The organism is Tunturiibacter gelidiferens (assembly GCF_013410115.1).
In the GTDB taxonomy this organism is placed as follows: Bacteria; Acidobacteriota; Terriglobia; order Terriglobales; family Acidobacteriaceae; genus Edaphobacter; species Edaphobacter gelidiferens.
On sequence record NZ_JACCCV010000001.1, the window covers coordinates 1,946,460 to 1,967,517 of the forward strand.

21 protein-coding genes are annotated in these 21,058 nt (G+C 59.4%); 6 read left to right on the forward strand and 15 right to left on the reverse strand.

Features of this window, described 5'->3' with window-relative positions:
• Window positions 1–150: 150 nt before the first annotated feature.
• From HDF12_RS08205 to HDF12_RS08215, 3 genes are all read right to left on the reverse strand, one after another.
• Window positions 151–618 carry a DoxX family membrane protein gene (locus HDF12_RS08205; RefSeq protein ID WP_179582032.1) on the reverse strand — a complete coding sequence of 156 codons (468 nt, stop codon included), beginning with the start codon at window positions 616–618 and terminating at the stop codon, window positions 151–153.
• Window positions 615–1,289 carry an orotate phosphoribosyltransferase gene (locus HDF12_RS08210; RefSeq protein WP_179582033.1) on the reverse strand — a complete coding sequence of 225 codons (675 nt, stop codon included), beginning with the start codon at window positions 1,287–1,289 and terminating at the stop codon, window positions 615–617. Before HDF12_RS08210 ends, HDF12_RS08205 begins: the two co-directional genes overlap by 4 nt.
• Before the next feature lie 346 nt (window positions 1,290–1,635).
• Window positions 1,636–2,301 carry a TetR/AcrR family transcriptional regulator gene (locus HDF12_RS08215; protein WP_373563873.1) on the reverse strand — a complete coding sequence of 222 codons (666 nt, stop codon included), beginning with the start codon at window positions 2,299–2,301 and terminating at the stop codon, window positions 1,636–1,638.
• A gap of 58 nt (window positions 2,302–2,359) precedes the next feature.
• Between HDF12_RS08215 and HDF12_RS08220 the strand changes: the two genes are divergently transcribed.
• Both HDF12_RS08220 and HDF12_RS08225 read left to right on the forward strand, forming a co-directional pair.
• On the forward strand, window positions 2,360–2,929 hold the full coding sequence (locus HDF12_RS08220) for an ester cyclase (RefSeq protein ID WP_373563874.1): 570 nt from the start codon (window positions 2,360–2,362) through the stop codon (window positions 2,927–2,929).
• 55 nt (window positions 2,930–2,984) lie between these two features.
• Window positions 2,985–3,599: an NAD(P)-dependent oxidoreductase gene (locus tag HDF12_RS08225; protein ID WP_179582036.1), complete on the forward strand. Its 615-nt coding sequence runs from the start codon at window positions 2,985–2,987 to the stop codon at window positions 3,597–3,599.
• A gap of 166 nt (window positions 3,600–3,765) precedes the next feature.
• On the opposite strand, the gene HDF12_RS08230 is transcribed toward HDF12_RS08225, so the two are convergent.
• Together HDF12_RS08230 and uvrA are read right to left on the reverse strand one after the other, a co-directional pair.
• Window positions 3,766–4,809: a CPBP family intramembrane glutamic endopeptidase gene (locus HDF12_RS08230; protein WP_179582037.1), complete on the reverse strand. Its 1,044-nt coding sequence runs from the start codon at window positions 4,807–4,809 to the stop codon at window positions 3,766–3,768.
• Window positions 4,806–7,946 (reverse strand): excinuclease ABC subunit UvrA, encoded by a 3,141-nt coding sequence (uvrA, locus tag HDF12_RS08235; protein WP_246373512.1) that lies wholly within the window; start codon window positions 7,944–7,946, stop codon window positions 4,806–4,808. The genes HDF12_RS08230 and uvrA overlap by 4 nt, the downstream gene beginning before the upstream one ends.
• A gap of 243 nt (window positions 7,947–8,189) precedes the next feature.
• Between uvrA and HDF12_RS08240 the strand changes: the two genes are divergently transcribed.
• Complete coding sequence (locus tag HDF12_RS08240) at window positions 8,190–8,363, forward strand: hypothetical protein (protein WP_179580184.1); 174 nt, start codon at window positions 8,190–8,192, stop codon at window positions 8,361–8,363.
• A gap of 61 nt (window positions 8,364–8,424) precedes the next feature.
• Here the strand turns inward: HDF12_RS08240 and HDF12_RS08245 are convergent, their stop codons facing one another.
• Window positions 8,425–9,201: a hypothetical protein gene (locus tag HDF12_RS08245; RefSeq protein WP_179582038.1), complete on the reverse strand. Its 777-nt coding sequence runs from the start codon at window positions 9,199–9,201 to the stop codon at window positions 8,425–8,427.
• 291 nt (window positions 9,202–9,492) lie between these two features.
• Here HDF12_RS08245 and HDF12_RS08250 point away from each other — a divergent pair, with 291 nt between their 5' ends.
• The 3 genes from HDF12_RS08250 (at window position 9,493) to HDF12_RS08260 (ending at window position 12,296) form a co-directional block, all read left to right on the forward strand.
• Window positions 9,493–10,506: a hypothetical protein gene (locus HDF12_RS08250; protein WP_257025419.1), complete on the forward strand. Its 1,014-nt coding sequence runs from the start codon at window positions 9,493–9,495 to the stop codon at window positions 10,504–10,506.
• A 161-nt stretch (window positions 10,507–10,667) separates the two neighbouring features.
• Window positions 10,668–11,321, forward strand: coding sequence for a nitroreductase family protein (locus tag HDF12_RS08255; RefSeq protein ID WP_179582040.1), 654 nt, complete (start codon window positions 10,668–10,670; stop codon window positions 11,319–11,321).
• An 18-nt stretch (window positions 11,322–11,339) separates the two neighbouring features.
• A complete protein-coding gene (locus HDF12_RS08260; protein ID WP_179582041.1) occupies window positions 11,340–12,296 on the forward strand; it encodes an alpha/beta fold hydrolase in 957 nt (318 codons plus the stop codon).
• A 204-nt stretch (window positions 12,297–12,500) separates the two neighbouring features.
• Here the strand turns inward: HDF12_RS08260 and HDF12_RS08265 are convergent, their stop codons facing one another.
• The 9 genes from HDF12_RS08265 to HDF12_RS08305 form a co-directional block, all read right to left on the reverse strand.
• Window positions 12,501–13,100 (reverse strand): UbiX family flavin prenyltransferase, encoded by a 600-nt coding sequence (locus HDF12_RS08265; RefSeq protein ID WP_179582042.1) that lies wholly within the window; start codon window positions 13,098–13,100, stop codon window positions 12,501–12,503.
• Window positions 13,101–13,482: 382 nt separating this feature from the next.
• Complete coding sequence (locus HDF12_RS08270; RefSeq protein ID WP_179582043.1) at window positions 13,483–14,085, reverse strand: YkgJ family cysteine cluster protein; 603 nt, start codon at window positions 14,083–14,085, stop codon at window positions 13,483–13,485.
• A 76-nt stretch (window positions 14,086–14,161) separates the two neighbouring features.
• A complete protein-coding gene (locus HDF12_RS08275) occupies window positions 14,162–14,902 on the reverse strand; it encodes a hypothetical protein (protein WP_179582044.1) in 741 nt (246 codons plus the stop codon).
• A gap of 150 nt (window positions 14,903–15,052) precedes the next feature.
• Window positions 15,053–16,117, reverse strand: a complete 1,065-nt coding sequence (locus HDF12_RS08280) for an SDR family oxidoreductase (protein ID WP_179582045.1) — start codon at window positions 16,115–16,117, stop codon at window positions 15,053–15,055.
• A 130-nt stretch (window positions 16,118–16,247) separates the two neighbouring features.
• Window positions 16,248–16,628: a hypothetical protein gene (locus HDF12_RS22285; RefSeq protein ID WP_257025420.1), complete on the reverse strand. Its 381-nt coding sequence runs from the start codon at window positions 16,626–16,628 to the stop codon at window positions 16,248–16,250.
• 178 nt (window positions 16,629–16,806) lie between these two features.
• On the reverse strand, window positions 16,807–18,330 hold the full coding sequence (locus HDF12_RS08290; RefSeq protein WP_257025421.1) for a glycoside hydrolase family 32 protein: 1,524 nt from the start codon (window positions 18,328–18,330) through the stop codon (window positions 16,807–16,809).
• A gap of 65 nt (window positions 18,331–18,395) precedes the next feature.
• Window positions 18,396–19,697: an adenylosuccinate lyase gene (gene purB, locus HDF12_RS08295; RefSeq protein ID WP_179582047.1), complete on the reverse strand. Its 1,302-nt coding sequence runs from the start codon at window positions 19,695–19,697 to the stop codon at window positions 18,396–18,398.
• A 418-nt stretch (window positions 19,698–20,115) separates the two neighbouring features.
• Window positions 20,116–20,370: a glutaredoxin family protein gene (locus HDF12_RS08300; RefSeq protein WP_179582048.1), complete on the reverse strand. Its 255-nt coding sequence runs from the start codon at window positions 20,368–20,370 to the stop codon at window positions 20,116–20,118.
• A 9-nt stretch (window positions 20,371–20,379) separates the two neighbouring features.
• Complete coding sequence (locus tag HDF12_RS08305; RefSeq protein ID WP_179582049.1) at window positions 20,380–21,048, reverse strand: cysteine hydrolase family protein; 669 nt, start codon at window positions 21,046–21,048, stop codon at window positions 20,380–20,382.
• Between the last annotated feature and the right edge of the window lie 10 nt (window positions 21,049–21,058).

Sequence of the window (21,058 nt, forward strand, 5' to 3'; positions counted from 1 at the left end):
CGGAATAGTTATTGTTTGAAGAGCGAACGAACCCTACCAGCGGCGATGGGAGACAGTCAAGAAAATAAACAGGAACTTCCCTTGGCAACGCGTTTATACAGCGGAAAACGGCGAATGCGCGAGGCTTGTTTGGAGAGGTGGGAGATTGCCTTATTGCTTGGGCCGGCGAGGAATCCAGCGCTGCGGGGGAGGGCTGATCAGGAAAGCAATGAAGCAGAGGGCGAGGACGGAGTTCTCGAGAGAGGCACCGAAGAACAGCCAGAAGGGGGAGTTGGGGCCGGGATAGTTCGAAGAGAAGAGGAAGAGCAGCACCATGGTCAGACCGCCGAGGCTAGCCCAGCGGACCAGAACTCCTGCGAGCAAGCTCAGTGCAATCAATAGTTCGGAGATGGCGACGACGGCGCCGAAGAAGACGGCGTGCGGGAGGATGATGTTTTTGAGCAGGGGGCGGATGAAGGCGTAGGAGCCCTCTTTGAGGAACCCTCCGATGTCCTGGGCCATTCCTCCCCAGATGAATTTGGTGCTGGTGAGTTTGTACTCGGCCAAGATGAGGAAGAGAAGGCCGATGGAGATGCGCAGGAAGGCGAGCGCTCTGGATTGTTGTTCGGCTGCGCTCATCTCGATTTTTGCTGAGCGATGTGAGCGGCGCGGACGTCGGAGGCGGTGAAGACCGAGTGGAAGGGGACGCCGGGGATCGCGGCTTCGATGTTGGTGCGGCCGCCCTGTTCGCGGTCTACCAGGCAGAGGACTCCGGCGACGTGCATGCCGGCTTCACGGGTGGATTCGATGGCGGTGATGGTGGAACCGCCGGTGGTGCAGACGTCGTCGACGATGACGACGTAGGCGCCGGGTTTGAGAAAGCCTTCGATGCGGCGGCCGGTGCCGTGGGTTTTCTCGGCTTTGCGGACGAGGAAGCCGTGGATGAGGGTGGGTGCGGGGCCTTCGTTGCTACGTTCGTCGGCGTCGAGTTCCAGGGCGTCGGAGAGTTCGGCGATCTCGTTGTAGTCGGCGAGTGCCCAGGCGCTTGCGCTGGCGGTGTTGGAGACCAGGGGGTCGGCACCCATGGTCAGGCCGCCTACGGCTTCGATCCTTTCGGGATTGGGGAGGATTTCGCGGATGAGGTCGTAGAGGACGAGGCCGGAGAGGCGGCCGCCTTCGGCGTGAAGGGTGGTGATGCGGCAGTCAATGTAGTAGTCCGACTTCTGGCCGCTGGCGAGGGTGAAGTCACCAAGCTTAAAGGAGTGGGTGGCGATGAGGTTGAGGAGGGTGGTGCGGCTGTCGGTTGACATGGTCAGGGTCGATTGTAGAGCAGGTTGTGGCCAATTCCGTCTGAGGGGGTACCCCCCCGGGTGATATCCAGGAGTAAGTCTATTGTTTGCAGCGGTATACGTTTTTATGGATCGCTAAATTATTCCATCGAAAGTGGTTGTAGCTAAATTCTTCTCTTGACTAGGGTTAGCGGGGTGAATGGAGAAAGCCCGGTTTTGTCCGGGGCTTTTTCTGATTTAAATCAAGTATAGCGAATTGGTTGAAACTAATACGCCACGTGGAAGTTGTTTGTTTGCAATTAGTTGAAAAGGTGGGGAGCTTGACAGGCAAAATTGACTGGAGCGGCTGATAGAGCGATGGCGAGGCTTAGATCGCTTTTATCAGTTCGCGGCGGAGGGCTTCGTTAAGCCAGGTTTCGTACTGCTGGGGAGTCCAGTTTCGGTCTCGGACGAGCATGCGATAGAGGTCGCGGCTGGTGAGGCACCAGAGGATGTCGCGCGCGGTGTCGCGGGTGAGACCGGGGCGGAATAGTTTTGCCTTGTGGAGGGCGTCGATGACGAGGAGCTGGCGATCGTAGCGCTGGCAGTCGCGCTCCTCTTCGACGGACGCGAGTTCGGGAGCTAGCATGCCGGCTCCGCGGAGAAGATCTTCGACGGGAACTTCGGACTCGTAGACGCGGCGGGCGATGCGCGAGACGAAGGTGAGGCGCTCGAGGGGGGCGGTGACTTGCTGAACCTCGTTGACGAGAGCGTGGTAGTCGTCGCCAAAGCGGGCCTGATCGAGCAGCTCTGCAACGATGCCTTTTTTGGAGCCGAAGATGGCGTAGACGGTGGGGACGGCTACTCCGGCGGCCGCTGCTACGGCGGGGATGGTCATGCCGGCGTAACCGTTGCGAGTAAGGAGCAGGCGCGCGGCTGCGGCGATGCGGCTGCGAGTTTCGTCGGCCTGACGCTGGCGGGCGGGGGACTCGTAGGTTCGCTTCTGCCTGGGCTTCTTTTTTGCGGTTGAGCCGGGGGTGGACTTTTTCTTCACATTCGCAGTATAGTCAATTATTCGATATAGACATATATATCGAATATGAGGTGCTGTTGTGAAAATCGATGCGTTTCGCTTGAAGTCTCTTCCGATTGCGTTTTCGGTGGCAATCGGCGCGTTGGCTCTCAACTCCGCGGCGCAGCAGCCTGCGGCCCATTCCATGCAAGGAGGAGGACAGATGTCGAACGTTGATGCCCATGCTGCTACGATCCATCGTCTTTATGAGGAGTGCCTGAATCAAGGGCGGACGGATTTGTTGCCTGAGCTGGTGACGGCGAATGTGGTGAATCATACGGGGTCGAACGAACAGAGGGGACTGGCTGCGTTCGAGCAAGGCATGCAGCAGGTTCGGGCGATGTATCCGGATCGTCACTTCACGGTGGACGATGTTTTGACCAATGGGGACAAGGGCGCGGCGCGTTGGACGATGGTCGCGACGAATACTGTTCCTATTCTTGGTGTGGCTCCGACGGGGCGACAGCTGACCAATCATGGCGTGGTGTTCTACCGGTTTGAGGGAGCGAAGATTGCCGAGGTTTGGATTCAGGTGGACCAGCTTGGTGTGCTGCGTCAGATTGGCGTGCAGATTCCTGGTCTTCCGGCGAAGGCTGGAGCGGAGCGCTAGATGCGAAGGCGCTAAACAAGAGGGTGCTGGACAGAGTGAGTGAGAGGAGAATGCAATGCGATTAATGATTCTTGGTGCGACGGGCGGGATCGGACGGCTGCTTGTTTCCGGTGCGCTCGAAGCAGGGCATGAGGTGACGGCGTTTGTGCGTTCTCCAGAGAAGGTAAGCCAGAAGAGCCCGCGGTTGCGTGTGATTGGCGGCGATCTTTTTGATGTGCAGCAGATGGCTGTTGCTGTCCGCGAGAGTGAGGTGGTTATCTCCGGATTTGGTCCGTCTACCCTGCGCAAGACGACGCTGCGGCGTGATTTTGGGCATGCAGTGGTGCAAGCGATGCGGGTGGCCGGAGTGAGGCGTTTGATCCACGTCACGTCGGCGTTTTTGTTTTCGGACGCAGGAGCGATGGTTGCGTTATTTGGCGGCACGCTGTTTCACAATGTGGTGAAAGACCATGTGAGGTCGGAGGCTGAGATGATGCAGCCTGATCTGGAGTGGACGATGGTGCGGCCTCCGCGGCTGGTGAACCAGACTGCAAAGGGTCGGATACGAGAGGTGGCAGGGCACCTGCCGAAGGGCGGCACCGTGATCTCGAGAGGCGATGTGGCGAGCTTCATGCTGAAGGAGGCGGCTGCGCCGCGCTACGTGAGGCAGATTGTCGGGATCAGTGATTGAGTGAAACGACGGGCCAGGTGTTCGAGCTAGAGCAAATTTCGAGTTGATGTAGAGGATGCCGAACGGAGGGCAAAAGCAGATTCCTCCCCCTTCGACTTCGCTCAGGGTGCGGAATGACAACAAAAATGAGCGGTAGAACACCTCTATAGCAACAAGAAATTTGCTTTTAGCGCGTCATGCGATCGAGGTGGCGGTAGCCGCCGGTGGCGATGAAGGCGGTGAGGAAGATGGTGAAGTTGTAGCTGGCGTGGATGAGGGTTGAGGCCAGAACAGAACGAAGGCGGATGCGTATGGCGCTGAGGATGAGCGAGACGCAGAAGAGCAGCAGCAGTACGGGCCAGGTGAAGGCTGTCTGCTGGCCGTGGAGCGCGGCGAAGAGGATGCTGGTGAAGACGGCGGAGAAGACCAGGGCGGGCGTGGAGATCTTGTTGTTGGAGTACCAGAACTCGCGGGCGGCGGGGGTGCGGGGGAGCGAGAGCCAGTCGTAGGCGATGGCGACGGCGGGCAGGAGGAAGCCGCGGAAGAGGATCTCTTCGAAGAGGGGGGCGAGGAGGATGCCGAAGAAGGTGACCAGCCAGACGTCCGATGGCGTGCGGAAGAAGTCGTCCATGGGGATGTCTTTGGGGATGGCGATGACGGACGAGATGGCCTGCACGGCGAAGGAGAGGGTGAGGCCGATGGGGATGAGGCGGAAGGCGTTGCGGCGGGCGGCGTCGGGGTTCGCGTCGATGCCGTTGGCGAAGGGACGCTTCCAGAGGAGGGGGAAGACGAACCAGGAGATGGCGAGGGTCGCGAGGTAGGTGAAAGCCTCTGAGGCTATGAGCAGCTTGGGCGGAAAGGAGGCGGCTGATAGTTTGCCGCCGATCGCGGGACCGTGAGTGAAGCCGAGGAGAAGTAGCTGGGTGAGGAAGAGGAAGAGGCCGGCGATGGCGAGGAAGAGGAGGGCGTGGCCGAGGTTGGGGATGCGGTGAGGAGCGTCCTCGGGCGCGTCATTGGGCGTGTTGTCCATGGGAGGCTGAAGGATGGCCTCGCCTTCGGGGAGTATGGGGTGCACGACGGGAGCGTCTGATTGGCTTCGGGTCTGGGGTGGGGCGGGAACCGGGTTTGGAGAAAGAAAAGCGGCCGTGTGTTGGGCGATGTCCGAGCTAGCGGATCGGGACACGGGGGACCCGGAGGCTTGGGTTGCGGGGTTCGGGGTTAGTTCGCTCATGCTTTTTTCGTGCTTGGGGCCGGCTTTGAGGCGGGTGGTTTGTTCTTCGATCCTGAATCTTTTCGAGTCCCTGCATTGCTTATTGTGGACTTCTTTGCGGCTTTTGGCTTGATGCTTTTGGGGGATCTTTCGGCGGGTTTGGTGGTGCTGGCTTTGGCGAGACCGGTTTTCTTCTCTGGTGCGATGAATTTGGCTTTTGGCTGTTTGATCGCGTCGGGGGCGGCGGCGATGGTTCGGGGCTGGGGGCCGGCGTGGCTGGTGCCGTTGCGGCTGGCGAAGTTGGATTTGTGGGAGGTGTAGTAGCGGGCGAGGAAGCCTCCGGTGTGGGAGGCGGCGACGGTGGCGATCTGCTCGGGCGTGCCGTGGGCGATGACGCGGCCGCCGCCTTCGCCGCCCTCGGGACCCATGTCGAGGATGTAGTCGGCGTTGCGGATGATGTCGAGATTGTGCTCGATGATGACGACGGTGTTGCCTAGGTCGGTTAACCGGTGGAGGACCTCAAGCAGTTTTCTGACATCGTCGAAGTGGAGGCCGGTGGTGGGCTCGTCGAGGAGGTAGAGGGTGCGGCCAGTCTGGCGCTTGCTGAGCTCGCGGGCGAGCTTCATGCGCTGGGCTTCGCCGCCGGAGAGGGTGGTGGCGGACTGGCCGAGATGGATGTAGCCGAGGCCTACGTCGACGAGGGTTTGCAGCTTGATGTTGACGGTGGGGATGTCTTTTAAGATTGGGACGGCGTCGGCGATGGGGAGGTCGAGGAGGTCGGCGATGGAGTAGCCGTTGAACTTGACGGACAGGGTCTCCTGATTGTAACGACGTCCGTTACATACTTCGCAGAGGACATAGACGTCGGGGAGGAAGTTCATCTCGATGCGGCGCTGGCCTTCACCCTGGCAGGCTTCGCAGCGTCCGCCCTGGACGTTGAAGGAGAAGCGACCGGGCTTGTAGCCGCGCTCGCGCGATTCGGGGAGCATGGCGAAGAGGTCGCGGATGGCGGTGAAGACGCCGGTATAGGTGGCGGGATTTGAACGAGGAGTCCGCCCAATCGGGGACTGGTCGATCTGGATTACTTTGTCTAGCTGATCGATGCCGATGACCTTGCCGTGCTGGCCGGGCTCTTCGCGAGAGCCGTAGAGTTCTTTGGCGAGGGAGCGGTAGAGGATGTCGTTGACGAGGGTGGATTTGCCGCTGCCGCTGACGCCGGTGATGACCGTCATGACGCCGAGGGGGAAGTGGGCGGTGACGTTTTGCAGGTTGTGGGAGTGGGCGTCTTCGACGGTGACCCAGTTGTTGGTGAGTTCGCGGGGTTGGGTCCGGGCAAGGATCTCGATCTTGCCGGCGAGGTACTGGCCGGTGATGGACGCTGGATTGTCCATGATTTGTTGGGGGGTGCCGTCGGCGATGAGGAGGCCGCCGTTTTTTCCGGCGCCGGGGCCGAGGTCGAGGACGTAGTCAGCCTTGCGGATGGTGTCTTCGTCGTGCTCGACGACGAGGACCGTGTTGCCTAGGTCGCGGAGGTTTTCGAGGGCGTTGATCAGGCGCTGGTTATCGCGCTGATGGAGACCGATGGAGGGCTCGTCGAGGACGTAGAGGACGCCGCGGAGGCGCGAGCCGATCTGGGTGGCGAGGCGAATGCGTTGGCCTTCGCCGCCGGATAAGGTGGCGGCGGAGCGGTCGAGGGCGAGGTAGCCGAGGCCGACGGCGTTGAGGAACTCGAGGCGCTCGATGATCTCGCGCTGGAGGCGGTCGGCGATGATGCGGTCGCGACCTACGAAGTTTATGTTGCGGGCGGAGGTAAGAGCGCGCTCGAGAGGTAGGGCGGTGAAGTCGGCGATCGATGCGCCGTTTACCGTCACGGCAAGGGATTCGGGGCGGAGGCGGCGGCCTTTGCAGACGGGGCAGATGGTCGCGGACATGTACTGCATCATGTACTCGCGATAGCCCTCGGATTTGGTGTCTTCGAGGTTGGAGCGGAGGTATTCGAAGATGCCATGGAAGCCCGTGCGGCCGGCTTCGGCGCGCGGGGGGCCGTAGAGGAAGAGGTTTTGCTGCTCGGTGGTGAGGTCTTCGAAGGGGAGCTTAATGTTGATTTTTGTTTTTTCGGCGAAGAGCTTGATGAGGCGGAGGAGGTAGGCGGAGCCGCTGCCGGGGCCCATGGCGCCGTCGAGGAGCGGCTTGGACCAGTCGGTGATGGTCTTGGCGGGGTCGAAGTCGTAGATGCTGCCGAGGCCGTGGCAGTTGGGGCAGGCGCCGTAGTTGGAGTTGAAGGAGAAGCTGCGGGGCTCGAGGCGGGGGACGTTGATGCCGCAGTCTGGGCAGGCCATGGAGGAGGAGTAGAGGGTTTCGTCCTGCTCACGGGTGTTGGGGTTCTGAATGCCGATGAGGACGAGGCCGTTGGCCATCTGGAGGGCTTTGGTGACGGAGGTCTCGAGGCGGCGGGTGTCGTATTTGGAGGTTGCGTTGGCGAGGGCTGCGTTGGTGTTGGGTTCTCTCGCTTCGGGTGGGAGGGGCTTGAGGATGATGCGGTCGACGACGGCTTCGATGGTGTGGTTCTTGCGCTTTTCGAGGCGCATGCCTTCGGTGAGCTCGGTCATCTCGCCGTCGATGCGGGCGCGGAAGCCTTGCTGGTCGAGGGCTTCGAGCTCTTCGCGGAACTCGCCTTTCCGGCCGCGGACGATGGGGGCGTAGACGGTGATGCGTTCGCCGGGGGAGAGGGCGGCGATGCGTTCGACGATCTGCTCGGCGGACTGGCGGGTGATGGGGCGGTGGCAGTTGGGGCAGTGGGGCTGGCCTACGCTCGCGTAGAGGAGGCGGAGGTAGTCGTAGATCTCGGTGATGGTTCCGACGGTGGAGCGGGGGCTGCGGGAGGTGGTTTTCTGTTCGATGGAGATGGCGGGGGAGAGGCCGTCGATGGCGTCGACGTCGGGGCGCTCCATCTGGTCTAAGAATTGTCTTGCGTACGCCGATAAGGTTTCTACGTAGCGGCGTTGGCCTTCGGCGTAGATGGTGTCGAAGGCGAGAGAGGATTTTCCGGAGCCGGAGAGGCCGGTGACCACGGTGAGGGTATTGCGCGGGATGCTGACGTCGACGTTGCGCAGATTGTGCTGGCGAGCGCCGCGGACGGTGATGTGAGTAATGCCCATGTGAGTTCTGTGGCGATGTTCGGCCAAGTCTCTAGAATACGGCATTTTTAGGGGGAGAGATTTGCTGGAAGGATCGTTGGTTTGGATCGAGGCAACCCCGGAATGGGAAAGATGTATCCGAAGGAGCAATAACAGCTACTTTCGGGCCATTGTAATCACACAGAAGTTTGTAACAATAGTCACGATGTAAAAGTCTTGTTGCTGGCGGAATGGGCTGGCAGCCTGGAAATCCGAGGAGTGGGTGTGAATTCGTCGATTGTGTTGGTGTCTGCGGTGTTAGCTTCGTTGGCGGTGGGTGTCTTGGTGGCCTACGGAGTTTGTATCGCCATGTTTAGTGCGTTCCAGATGCACGCGCGTCAGATCGCGGGGAATGCTGCCCGTCAGGTCTCGGCTACTGTGCAGGTTCTGAAGAGCTAGACGGCGACGCCGAGAGCCTGGAAGCCGCGGTTTGTCTGCATTTTCAATCCTAAATTGGGCGTTATTGAGGCGGAGCTGGCTGGCGGAGGCGCTGGAGCTGCTCGTAGATCTGCTGAGGCGTTTTGACGCCATTGGGTGAGTCCGGCTGGGAGGTGTCGGCCGGAGTGGCTGAATCTGGTGTGGCGGGAGTGATGGGCGGGGCCGTTCGATTGCGGGTGGAAGGTGCTTCAAAGGTGGAGGGCGGCGGGGGCTCTGGTGCTGGTTGAGCCTGTTCGGTATCAGATTTGTCGTCGAAGGTTTGCGCGTTTGGGTTGGGAGGCGTTGGACCGCCCTGGCGCGGGGTGAGGATGAGTTCGGCGGGCGTCGTGCCATCGCGAGCCACTAGGAGCATATTGCTGCCGGTGCCGTCCAACAGATCGGCTAATACCTGATCCGGCGCGGCGGGACCGTAGTGGCCGAAGACGCGCTCGTCCATGACGCCTCCTGTGATCTTTATGCCGGTCTCGCGGGAGATTTGACGGAGGATCTGATTGAGGCTGGAGTTGTCGGCGGTGACCGAAAGGATGCCGTTGGCCAGAGTGACCTGGGCGTGCTTTGGCTGCTCCTGGGATGGAGTGAGGGGCGTGGCGGGCGTGGGCGGCGGCGTGGGTGCAGTGGTGAGAGCTGTGGCTGGGAGGGTGGACAGCGTCTGGACCGCGCCCGCGGGTTTAGCCTGCGGAGCCGGAGCGGTCTGCGCCGACAGCAGAGCGGAGAAGGCGAAGCTGGCGGCGGTGATGAGACGAATTGGCGTGCTGCTCTGCATGTAGTTGTAGGACGAGTTGCGGCGAAGGAATGTCATCCGTGACGAGTACGTGCTCTCATGATCAGCTTATCGCGGACGAGGCTCGGTAGAGTTACTTTTCTATCGCAGCCAGCGGGTTGGTCCTGTTCGTTCCGGAGCTTTCGAGTGGCCTGCAATCATGAGTGAAGGATCCGACTCTTTTGATTCAGGTGTTTGGTGACGACGACTTTGAAGACGCCGCCTGTCTGGATTTGTGAGAGTGGCTGTAGACTGAGGATGCCTTTGGCGAGTCTCGAATCAGTCCGCTGAGTCCTCGAGGCACCGCAACAGGCTGATATGGCGGGCGTGATGATTAGATTGAAGACCGGATGGCTGACGTTGGGGCTACTAGTGGGAGGGGTTGCGTCGGCTGAAGTGTGCACGACGCAGTCGCAGATGACGGGGGCGGATCGGGACGCTTTGGCTGCAGCGGCTCGCGGGCTGGCAACGAAGGTTCAGGCCGGTGATGTGAATGGTCTGCGTGCGGCCACAGCTGCGGAGTACGCGAAGGACTTCGGCGGCATTGGAGATGTTGTGGGCAGCACTTCAGCGCATGTGAAGGGCGGCGCGTTGCAGGTGGAACAGGTGTATCTGCTGGATGGGTCGCAGCTGAAACGTGGTGCGGATGGGTCGGTGCCCGATGCACAGTTTTTCTGTTCGTTGAATAAGTCAGCGGCTGAGGCAGATTTTATTATCTCTGGACTCGCTCCGGGACGTTACGGATTTGCGATGGTGGATGTCCGGGATGGAAGCTCGCCGTGGCGGCTGTCGTTTCTTTTACGTCAGGATCAGGGGCAGTGGGTGATGGCGGGGTTTTATCCGAAGCCTCTGCTGGCGGCGGGGCATGATGGGTTGTGGTACTGGACGCAGGCGCGATTGATGACCGCGCAGAAGGAACACTGGAATGCATGGCTCTACTATCAACAGGCGGAGAGTTTACTGAGGCCAACAAACTTCATTCAAAGCACGCACCTTGAGAAGCTGAAGGCAGAGGAGACTGCCGCTGCTCCGCCTGCATTGTCGGAGGGCGTGAGTGCAGAGTCTCCGCTGGTGGTGAAGGGAACTGATGGAGCGGAGTACCGCTTTACCGCGCTTGGCGTTGATGACTCCCTGGGGAATGACAAGGTGGATGTCACAGCACACTTGAAGGTGGACCAGCTTGGGGATGCAGCTGCGGCCCGGAAGCGAAACTCGGATGCGATGAACGCACTGCTGGCTGCGTATCCGGAGCTGAGGAAGCCGTTTCATGGAGTCTGGATGATTGCGGAGGTTCCCGGTCAGAACCCCTTCGCGACGGAACAGGCGATGAGCCAGATTCATTGAACACACGGCGAGGATCGCAGCATCATTTCAGATGACTGATAAGGGTTTGATGGGGTAGTGATATCTTGAGAATCGTTTCTGCAGGACGATAGGCAATGCGCCGGACGAAGACTCACCTTCCAGGTTAAAACTGTCACTCTATTGATATGGATAAGAAAGAAATGACGACAAAAAATAAAAAGACATTGAGTCAGGCAATTCAGGAGCGCAGAGCGACACCAAGTTTTGATGGTGCGTCGATTCCTGTTGAGGACCTGCGCCAGATTCTCGATGCGGGTCTGCATGCACCGAGCGGGTACAACCTTCAGCCCTGGCGGTTTGTCGTGGTGCAGTCGGTGGAGCAGAAGAAGAAGCTGCGTGGAGCGAGCTACAACCAGGGCAAGGTGGAAGAGGCGTCGGCGGTAATTGTGGCCTGCGGCGATACAGATGGATGGCGTAAGGATCTGGACCTGATACTCGAGAAGGGACGCAAAGGCGGGATGCCGGAGAGTTACGCGGCGCAGGCACAGAGCAGCGTGCTGAACTACATGTCGAGCTTCAGCAGCGGACAGATGCAGGGTTGGCTGAATAAGCAGGTGATGCTGGCGTTTACGCACATGATGTTGATGGCGGAGGTGATGGGATATGACACCGCGCCGATGGAAGGGTTCGAACAGGACAAGGTGCATGAGGTACTGCGGCTTCCGCTGAGCTATTGGGTAGTTGCGCTATTGGCGATTGGGCATGTAAAGGGTCCGGACAAGTTCGATGGCGGTCGATTTGAGATCGGACATACCGTATTTGGCGAAGAGTTTGGCAAGCCTCTGAAGCTGTAAGGTGGAGATGATTCTGCTATGAAGCTTGCACTGCGCGTTTTGGCTGTTCTCTTGCTTTTGATGATTTCGGCCGGGCTGATCTTTTATCGATATCCCCTTTGGGTTGCGGATCAGCACACTCGGTTTCATCTGTGGCGCGAGGGCGTGAAGAGCGAGTATGTCGAAGCTGGCGGGTACAGGCTTCATTATTTTGAGGCGGGACCGGTGGGCGGGGGTGGCACGCCGCTGGTGTTGGTGCATGGGCTGGGAGCTCGGGGGGAAGACTGGGGGGCGATGATTCCGTCGCTGGCAGCGCAGGGATTTCATGTGTACGTGCCGGATCTGCTTGGTTTCGGCCGATCGCCTAAGCCCGATGTGAGCTACTCGATCTCGCTGCAGGAGCAGACTGTGGCTCAGTTTATGCAGGCGGTGCATGTTGCGAGGGCAGATGTTGGCGGATGGTCGATGGGCGGCTGGGTCGTGATGAAGCTTGCGCTGGATCATCCGGAGATGGTGGATCGGCTGATGGTGTATGACAGTGCGGGGCTGTATTTTCCGGCTACGTTTGGGCCGGAGTTGTTTACTCCGAGCGATCCGGCTGGGGTGAGGAAGTTGATTGCTATTCTGACGCCGAAGCCTCGGGTTATTCCTGACTTTGCGGCGGAGGCTATGGTGCGGAAGCTGCAGGCCAATGCATGGGTGGTGAATCGGAGTACGGCTTCGATGATCAATGGGCGAGATCTGCTAGACTTTCGTTTGCATAATATCTCGCAGCCGATGTTGATCGTGTGGGGCGCGCAGGATGAGTTAATTCCGCTGGCGTCGGGCGAGGCGATCCATAAGAGTGTGCCGCAGTCTGTTTTGAACATCGTTGAGGGGTGCGGACATCTTGCTCCTGCTGAGTGTGCGAAGCCGGTGGTCGAGGGGACGGTGGAGTTTTTGCGAGCGCAGCCGCCTATGCGCGGGGGTGGCAGGACGTTTGCTGCGGGGTATTAGAGCGGTCCTGCCGGACGGGCCCACTTCGCGTGGGGCGGTTACTTCGTGACTTGTATACCCCTTCGGCTGGTCCTCCCGTTGGTCGGGGGAGAGATTGATTTCGACCAACGGGAGAACCTTCAAGGTTCGTTCTGCCGTGACCGGTATACGCGTCACGAAGTGACGCTCTCCGCGCAGGAGGCCCGTCAGGCAGGACAAAGGTTTCTAGTCGGGTTGCCACTGATAGGCGTTGGGTTGGGGCAGACCGATGTGGGCCAGGACTCGGTGGATGAAGTTGCGGGCCATCTCTTGTGTGCTTTGGGGATGGTTGTAGAGGGTGGGGATGGCGGGGAAGATGGTGGCTCCGGCGTCGGAGGCCAGCTGCATGTTGCGGATGTGGATGCGGTTGAAGGGTGTCTCGCGGATGCAGAGGATGAGGGGGCGGTTCTCTTTGAGGCAGACGTCAGCGGCGCGTTGGATGAGGTTTGCGGCTAGGCCGTTGGCGATGCTTGCCAGGGTGCCCATGGAGCAGGGTAGAACGATCATGGCGTCGGTCGGGTAGCTGCCGCTGGCGATGTTGGCTCCGATGTCGGTTTCGGCGTGCTGTTGGAGTTTGGGGCAGGAGGAGCCGAGGAGCTTTTCGGCGAGGTCGTTGCGGCCGCTCAGGTTGAGCTCTTCGGCGAAGACGCGGAGGGCGCTGTCGGAGGCGACGAAGTTGATCTTTGCTACGCGCTCGTCGGCGGCCAGGGCGCGGAGGATCTCGGCGGCGTAGATGCTGCCGCTGGCTCCGGTGATCGCTAGGGTGATTTTGCTAGGTTCTGGCATCAGGTCTGATTATCACCCCTTGGGGCTACCCCCTGGGGGTATCTCGAGCGTAAGCCTATTATTTTGAAGTACATGGCGGTTTTCCGTTTCGGTAAAATCTTCTAAATAAAGGGGTTACTGGCAAAATCGTCTAAACAATGGGGTTACGGCATTTCCTTTCGTAGGGTGAAAAGAAAAGTGGCCCAGCAGGTTCGCCGGGCCACTTGCTTTGATGCTTCTACGTTCAATTATAGCGGACCGGCTGTAACTGATACGCCATCTCTCGGGGCGAAATTTTTGGGGTACAGGAGTTCTATTTGCAATGAGTTACGCGGGGATCGCATGTCAGGGATGACTGGCGAGGGCTTGACAGTTTATTTGGCTGCTTTGCGATTTGGCGAGGTCATTGGCGGAGGGCGTAGGCAATGAGAGTCTGGCCGTGGAGAGCGTGGGCGGCGTTGAAGGTCTGATTGCTGGCTTCCTCCTGGGCGGGGATGGTGGGGTCGAGTTCACAGGTGGCGATCTCTTCCGCGGTGGCGTGGATGAAGCAGAGCTCGCAGGTGGCGAGATTGACTTCACCGTTGTCGCCTTCGCTGCGCATGGGTGGTCCGAAGGTGCGGCAGAGGATGGGGCGGTATTCGTAGAGGTCGCAGGTGCCGTGGTCGGGGTCGAGGACGGGGCAGGGCTCGTCGTTGGCGAACTCTTCGAAGAGGATGGCGGCTTCGTGGTCCTCGCTGAGGATGCCGGTGGTGAGGTCGCCGGGGAACCAGGGGTCTAGGCGGGTTAAGGATTCGGCTACTCGTTTTTTGATGCGGAGGGATTTGGCCGGGTCGGTTTGCTCGAGGACTGCGAGGCCTTCGCGGAGGCGTGCTCCGTCTTCGTGGGCGATGGGGAAGACGCCGATGCAGCATTGGGAGCAGCCGGGATGGCAGACGAGGTGATGGCCTCCGCGCTGGTAGGCGTCGGCTGCGGCTGTGTCTACGATTTGGATGAGGGTGTCTGACATTTGCAACGAAGTGGAAGGATTTGCGTTTTAGGCGGATGCTCACATCTCGGGACCTGTGTCATACGATTTGAGAAGGTCATTCGTGCGGAAAAGGGAAACGTGCGCTCGTTGTCCATTTCTTTCCGTCGATCTCTACCGCCTGTGTTGGTCGCAGCTTCGCTACAAACGTTTCGTACTCGGCAAGTTTTGCAATCGGTACGAACAAATTGTATCCGTGCTTCGTTTGTACGGAGCGGGCATCTCTAACGGTCGGAAGATCGGCTGGCCAATTTGCACTGGATTTTGCGTATGCAAATGGCCATATGATTACTTCGAAAAAAGGGGGCTGCCAAGGTTTGGGATCGCTGACGCGAAAAGCGAATAGTGTTTCGAATGCCGTCTGCAGATCGGAAGGTAGTTTTCTTGTAAGTAGATCTGGAATGCTTTGGCGAAGTGGACCGTACACGGAGACTGTCTTGAAGCCGTTCGCGGCGTTTACAACGAGAACGTTGGTTGGCATATCAGTTGCATCGACAATGCTGTAGCAATCGTTGAATTCGGAAGCGTGATCGAGATGCGAGAGTGAGAGTAGATTTTCTATTTCGATTTTGGAAAGGTGGCCTGATACATAGTGGCCAGATCGTCGATTTCCTTGCCAATAGATTACGGTCCCATCGACGTAAAGAGCGAAGGACGGAGAATCGGAGCCAATCGCCATCGCCCAAGGATTGTATTCTGTGAGGAGAACGATCGGCTGTAAGCCCTTCCATTGATTTTTCTTGTTCGATGCGGAGAGGCTGCAGTCTTGGGCATGCGTTGTTGAAACCAGGGTAGCCAAGAGCAACGCAATCCGAAGAAAGTAAGTGGAGCGTAGCGCTGTCCTTCTAGTCGCGTTCATTAGTTTCTTAGACTCCGGAAGCGATTGTAAAGGTCCATCGTGCGGAATGTAGGTTCGCAGCGCTTATTGATCGCCCTTTTCAAGGGGCGACTAGGGGATGATGCGGTCTTGGCGGAGGCGGGTGAAGAGGTCGTGGAAGCTTTCGTCGGTGGGCTGGTAGTCGAGGAAGCCGAACTTGCGGCTCTTGCTCATGTCGGTGACTACTTCGATGGGGCGGCCCAGGTCGGCGTCGGTGTGCCATGCGGAGATGAGATTGTTGAGGTCGGGTTCGATGAGGTTGTGGGATTTGGCGATGTTGCGCCAGATCTCCTCGGTGCCGGTCAGCTGTTGTTCGAGCGGCGTGATCTGTCCGGGGAATGGAGCGGGTTCGATGTCGAACCAGGCGGCGAGGCGAGACCACATCCAGCTCCAGCGGAAGACGTCGCCGTTGACTACGTTGAAGGCGTGGTAGCGTGCGGCGGGAGTTGTTGAGGCCCACTCGAGATGGCGGGCCAGCAGAGTTGCATCGGTCATGTCGGTGAGGCTGTTCCACTGGGCGCCTGAGCCGGGGAAGACGAAGGGACGGCCGGTTTCGCGGCAGATGGCGGCGTAGACGGCGAGGGTGATACCCATGTTCATGGCGTTGCCTAGTGCGAAGCCGATGATGGTGTGCGGGCGATGGATGGTCCAGCTGAACTGATGATGGGTGGCGGAGGCGAAGAGCTCGTCTTCCTGGGCGTAGTAGAAGTTTTCGATGTCGAGACGGGGCTGGTCTTCGCGAAAGGGTGTGGCGGGGAGTTTGCCTTTGCCGTAGGCCTCGAACGGACCGAGGTAGTGCTTGAGGCCGGTGACCAGGGCTACGTGACGGACGGACTTGGCGGGCGCGACGGCCTTGAGGAGGTTGCGCACCATTGAGGAGTTGACGCGGATGTTTTCGGCTTCGGTAGGTTGGCGGAGCCAGGTAGTGATGAAGACGTGCGAGGGCTTGAGATGGGCGATGGCGGAGCGCAGTGCGGCGGCATCGAGGAGGTCTGCGGATATGAAGTTTAGGCCTTCGATGCCGTTCGAGGATCGACGGGCGAGGCCGTGAACTTCCCAGCCATGGGAGAGGAGCTGCTGTGCGAGGTTGATGCCGACGATGCCGGTGACTCCGGCGATGAGAGCGATGCGGGACATAAGCGATCCTCTCGGTCAGGAGTTGACTGCGATTGGATGACGTTTGCGTGTGGGGCGATTCGGAGGCTGCGGGTTTGCGCGTGTGAGGCACCGGTCTGGTTTGGTTGCCTGGGCGACCGGTGCCACGTTGCTACACAGCTTTGCGCTGGAAGGTTGTTTTTTTGGTTCCAGCGAAGGAGTCCTTCGCCTTGACGGATGCGGTCGACGATCCGGCGAGGGATTTGTCGCCGCCTTTTGCCTGAGCTGCGGCCTTTTCACGTGCGGCTTGAAGCTTCTGTGCTTTTGGGCTTAGCCCGCGTGTCTTAACTTCGGCTGCTTTTGGAATGAAATCACTCATAGAACGATCGTATAACGGGCCGATGGTTTCGAACAGGGTTTGGCTTTGTGGTGAAGTAGCCCTTACCTTCACTGAAGGCTTGGCAGGGTCGGCTAGTTCGAAATTCGCTTGATTCTTCCCCTCGCGCGGAGATACAGCAATGCAAATCCGCACATGCCTGCTAAGGCTGTCCACGGATCATTTGGTTTGGGGTTAATTGTCAAATCTCCGACTAAGACGAGACCGCAGAAAACCGAAACGATCAGAAAGAACCATTTACCTATTCTCAGCGCCGTCAGAATATTCACGGGTAAGTTCTCACTCTTCTAATCGTCACTTCAATCGGCCAGCTTTTTTGGAGCGTTGCTTTGTTTTACCAGATTGATTTGAGCTCCCAGAGTTGGCCTTCGCTTTGGATTGGCTTGGCGTCGTCGGGGAAGATCTGGATTTGAAGGTTGTTGGAGACGGGGAAGACGAGGTCGGTCATGGCGATGGTTCCGTCCTGGGCGAAGGCTTCGACGGAGGAGCGGTCGACGATCAAGGTGAGGTCGTAGGGGCGAGTGATGATGAGTGGCGCGGTGGTGCGGACGGGGAAGTCGGGACTGATGGCTGCGCCTGAGTGGGTGCGGTCGATGTAGAACTCTTTCTTGTTGGTGTCGAAGGCTACTTCGGTCCAGTGTTGCTGGTCGGAGTAGATCCTGAGGCCGAAGACCGGTTCTACGGGGTGGCCGAATTGGAGTCGGATCTCGAAGGGAGGTTGGATGGTATGGCCGCTTCCGTAGAGGGCGGAGGAGTTGATGGAAAGGGCAGAGACTTCGTAGTTTTTTCCTCGGAGGGGAGCGACGACGGGCTCCTGAATGAGGGCCAGGCCTGCGGAGTCGCTGATGTAGGAGAGACGACGGGGAAGACTCATCTGTCCTCGCCAGGGTGTGGTGGGGATCTTGGCGGCGTACTGCCAGTTGCTCATCCATCCGAGGAGGGTTGGCTTTTGATCTTTGGGCAGATTGTTGAAGCTGATGGCGCAGTAGTCGTCTTTGCCGTAGTTGGTCCAGCCGTGGGAGCCGCGGAGGTGGGACTGATGGAAGGCTTTGCCGTCGAAGTCGCCGAGGAAGTACTGCTCCCCGGAGCCGCCTTGCGGAGCGCCTGGGTTGAGGCCCACTTTGAGGGCCCAGATGGTCCTGGCCCTGTTTGATGAGGGGACGCGGATGAGGTCGGGACACTCCCAGTCGCCGTTGGTGTCGCCGGTGGGGCCGAAGTCGCTGAGGAGTGTCCACTGCTTGAGGTCGGGGGAGGAGTAGAAGCGGACCTTATGTTCTTTGGGGAGGGAGACGGCCATGATCCAGTGGTGCGCGATGGGATCCCAGGAGACGCTGGGGTCGCGAAAGTCGGCCATGTGGAGATCGAGGACGGGGTTGCCGGGGTACTGCGCCCAGTTGCGACCCTTGTCGAGGCTGACGGCAAGGTTTTGGGTCTGGCGGATGCCTTCTGGAGTTTGGGTGTGGCCTGTGTAGATGGCGACGAGGCAGTCGCCGTGAGTGCAGAGGCCGCTGGTGTTCTGGTGATCGACGACGACGCTGCCGGTGAAGATCATGGTGTCGTCGTGCTCGGGGATGGCGACGGGGAGCTCGTGCCAGTGGAGGAGATCGGTGCTGACGGCGTGGCCCCAGCTCATGTGTCCCCACTGGTTGCCGAAGGGGTTGTACTGGAAGAAGAGGTGGTACTCGCCCTGGTAAAAGACGAGGCCGTTGGGGTCGTTGGTCCAGTGTTCTTCGGGGGAGAAGTGGACTTGCGGGCGATAGGGCTGGTCGTAGTCGGAGGTCTGCGCGCAGAGGGGCAGGACTAAGAAGGCCAAAGTGGCAACGACTCGGATTACTTCGTGGAAAAGCCTCTTCTGCATGAAATCTCCCATAGATGGGATGCGGGAATGGGATGAGGAAGGACGTTCGTTCAGGTGGAAAAAGTCTATTGATTGAGGACGCGGGCGAAGATGGCGTCTACATTGGCTAGCTGGCGGTTGTAGTCGAAGGCGCGGGCTAGTTTTTCGGGGGAGAGCCGGGCGGTGATCTCGGGGATTTTGGCGATCTCGTCGCGGAAGATGAGGTCGTTCTTCCAGGAGTTCATGGCGTGGCCCTGCACGAGGCGGTAGGCGTCCTCGCGGGACATGCCGGATTCGGCGAGGTCGAGCAGGAGCTGGCCGGAGAAGATGAGGCCGCCGGTGGACTCGAGGTTCTTCAACATGCGGGCGGGGTAGACGAGGAGTTTGGCGATGAGGTTCTCGGTTTTGGCGAGGAGGTAGTCGGCGAGGATGGTGGAGTCGGGGAGGATGATGCGCTCGGCGGAGGAGTGGGAGATGTCGCGTTCGTGCCAGAGGGCTACGTTTTCGAAGGCGGTCTGCGCGTTGGCGCGGATGACTCGGGCGAGGCCGGAGATCTGCTCGCTGGTGATGGGGTTGCGCTTGTGCGGCATCGCGCTCGAGCCTTTTTGTTTTTCGCTGAAGAACTCTTCGGCTTCGCGGACCTCGGTGCGCTGGAGGTGGCGGATCTCGGTGGCGATCTTGTCGAGGGTGCTGGCGAGGACGGCGAGGGTGGAGATGTAGGCGGCATGGCGGTCGCGCTGGACCACTTGTGTAGCGATGGCAACAGGTTTGAGACCGAGTTGGTTACAAATGGCTTCTTCGTGCTCGGGCTTGAGGTGGCCGAAGGTGCCGACGGCTCCGGAGAGCTTGCCTACGCGGAGGTCTTCGGCGGCGGCGTCGAAACGGGTGAGGTTGCGCTGCATCTCGGAGTACCAGAGGAGGAGCTTGAGGCCGAACGTGCTGGGTTCGGCGTGGATGCCGTGGGTGCGGCCGATGATGGGGGTGTGCTTGAACTCTAGCGCGCGTTTCTTCAGGGTTTCGGAGAGGGCTACGATGCCGGCGCGGATGATGGCGGAGGCTTCTTTGAGCTGGAGGGATTGTGCGGTGTCGACGACGTCGGTGCTGGTGAGGCCGTAGTGGAGCCAGCGGGAGGCTTCGGGGTCGGCGATGTGCTCGGCGACGGTGGTGGTGAAGGCGATGACGTCGTGACGCACCTCGGCTTCGATCTCGTTGATGCGGTCTACAGTGAAGGCGCCCTTGTCGCGGATGGTGTCGGCGGCGGACTGGGGGACTAGGCCGAACTTGGCGAGGGCTTGCGAGGCGGCGACTTCTACGGTGAGCCAGCAGCGGTACTTGTTGGCGTCGGACCAGATGCGGCCTAGCTCGGGACGTGTGTAGCGGGCGATCATGATGTTTCCTTCTATGGGTAAAGTCTGCGGCTGCGCATTCGAATGTGTCGATCTTGGTTGGTAGTGTTGACTGTCGGCGGAGGGTATATCTCAAGGGCTAAAGCCCGGCCTATCAAAAAAACAACAGTGAACGGCAAGAGAAACGGCAACTGCAGCGGCAAAGCAACGGCAAACGCAACGGCAACAGCAAAGGCAACAGCAACGGCAACGGCAACAGCAAAGGAACGGCGACAGCAGATCCCTACGGGATGACAAGCAAAAAAACTAGCAACAGCAACGGCAAAGGCAACAGCAGATCCCTACGGGATGACAAAAGAACTGGCAACCGCAACAACACAGGCAACAGTTATTAAGGGTCTTAGAGCAGAGCTTGTGGCTTGTGCTTCGTCAGTGACTGCTGCGGGTGCGAGGAGTTTAGTTATTGAGAGACGCCGAGGAGTTCGGCCATCTCGTCGTGGAGGAAGCCTTCGCCGGGGCGGTAGGGCTGGACCCACTTGCCGTCGATGACGAATTGGGGGATGGCACGCTTGCCTACGTTGGCGATGACGAGGTCGGCGGCGCCGGGGGTGTTCTCGATGTCGATCTCTTTGTAGGGGATGTTGTGAGTGGTGAGGAAGCGCTTGGCTTCGCGGCAGTCGCGGCACCAAGAGGCGGAGTAGACGGTGAGATCCATGTTTCTATTTTACCGGGAGTCGCTGGTTCCCGGAACAGGGATGGCGCTAACAAGGGCAGAAATAGTCGCGAGGTCTGTGACGATGGTGTCTCCCATGTGCTGAAGGGAAGCGACACAGTGGTTGGCGGCTTCAGCATTCCCTGCACCGCATGCATCGCGGATGAGGATGGGGATGATACCGAGGTCTGCGGCTTGACGGCAGGTCGGTTCGATGCCGATTTCGAGGGCTATGCCGACCAGGAGAAGGCTGCGGATGCCACAGTCGCGAAGAGTGAACTGCAAAGGAGTGCCTTCAAAGGCGGACATGGACAGCTTGTCGAAGATTGCTTCGCTTGGGAGTGGTTGGAGTTCGGGAGATAATTGGAAGGCCTGGGAATCGCGAAGAAAAGGAGAGGAGATTTCAGCGGGGTTCTGTTTGCCTTGCCAAGCCATGGCCATTCGGTATTGGAACGACCCCATCAGTTCGGGAGGCAGCGACATGTGGCGGGTAAAGATGGTTCGTATGCCCGCGCGGCGAGTGGCTTGGAGGAGACTGCTTACCTTTGAAAGAATCTCGGCTCCCTCTTTGATCTGCGGGATGATGCCGACTTGCATGTCATAGACCAGCAGAGCGGTACGCTGCGGATGAACCAGGTCTTGAAGAGCCGTGAAGATTTCTATTCCGTTGTCTGTAATCATCGTCAATCCT

Bases quoted from the DNA above. Each gene is read 5' to 3' on its own strand.
- HDF12_RS08300 (WP_179582048.1), bottom strand. From the start codon at position 20,370: ATGGATCTCACCGTCTACTCCGCCTCTTGGTGCCGCGACTGCCGCGAA.
- HDF12_RS08230 (WP_179582037.1), bottom strand. From the start codon at position 4,809: ATGAGCGAACTAACCCCGAACCCCGCAACCCAAGCCTCCGGGTCCCCC.
- uvrA (WP_246373512.1), bottom strand. From the start codon at position 7,946: ATGGGCATTACTCACATCACCGTCCGCGGCGCTCGCCAGCACAATCTG.
- purB (WP_179582047.1), bottom strand. From the start codon at position 19,697: ATGATCGCCCGCTACACACGTCCCGAGCTAGGCCGCATCTGGTCCGAC.
- HDF12_RS08265 (WP_179582042.1), bottom strand. From the start codon at position 13,100: ATGCCAGAACCTAGCAAAATCACCCTAGCGATCACCGGAGCCAGCGGC.
- HDF12_RS08270 (WP_179582043.1), bottom strand. From the start codon at position 14,085: ATGTCAGACACCCTCATCCAAATCGTAGACACAGCCGCAGCCGACGCC.
- HDF12_RS08205 (WP_179582032.1), bottom strand. From the start codon at position 618: ATGAGCGCAGCCGAACAACAATCCAGAGCGCTCGCCTTCCTGCGCATC.
- HDF12_RS08245 (WP_179582038.1), bottom strand. From the start codon at position 9,201: ATGACATTCCTTCGCCGCAACTCGTCCTACAACTACATGCAGAGCAGC.
- HDF12_RS08225 (WP_179582036.1), top strand. From the start codon at position 2,985: ATGCGATTAATGATTCTTGGTGCGACGGGCGGGATCGGACGGCTGCTT.
- HDF12_RS08255 (WP_179582040.1), top strand. From the start codon at position 10,668: ATGACGACAAAAAATAAAAAGACATTGAGTCAGGCAATTCAGGAGCGC.
- HDF12_RS08305 (WP_179582049.1), bottom strand. From the start codon at position 21,048: ATGATTACAGACAACGGAATAGAAATCTTCACGGCTCTTCAAGACCTG.
- HDF12_RS08210 (WP_179582033.1), bottom strand. From the start codon at position 1,289: ATGTCAACCGACAGCCGCACCACCCTCCTCAACCTCATCGCCACCCAC.
- HDF12_RS08280 (WP_179582045.1), bottom strand. From the start codon at position 16,117: ATGTCCCGCATCGCTCTCATCGCCGGAGTCACCGGCATCGTCGGCATC.
- HDF12_RS08250 (WP_257025419.1), top strand. From the start codon at position 9,493: ATGATTAGATTGAAGACCGGATGGCTGACGTTGGGGCTACTAGTGGGA.
- HDF12_RS08260 (WP_179582041.1), top strand. From the start codon at position 11,340: ATGAAGCTTGCACTGCGCGTTTTGGCTGTTCTCTTGCTTTTGATGATT.
- HDF12_RS08290 (WP_257025421.1), bottom strand. From the start codon at position 18,330: ATGCAGAAGAGGCTTTTCCACGAAGTAATCCGAGTCGTTGCCACTTTG.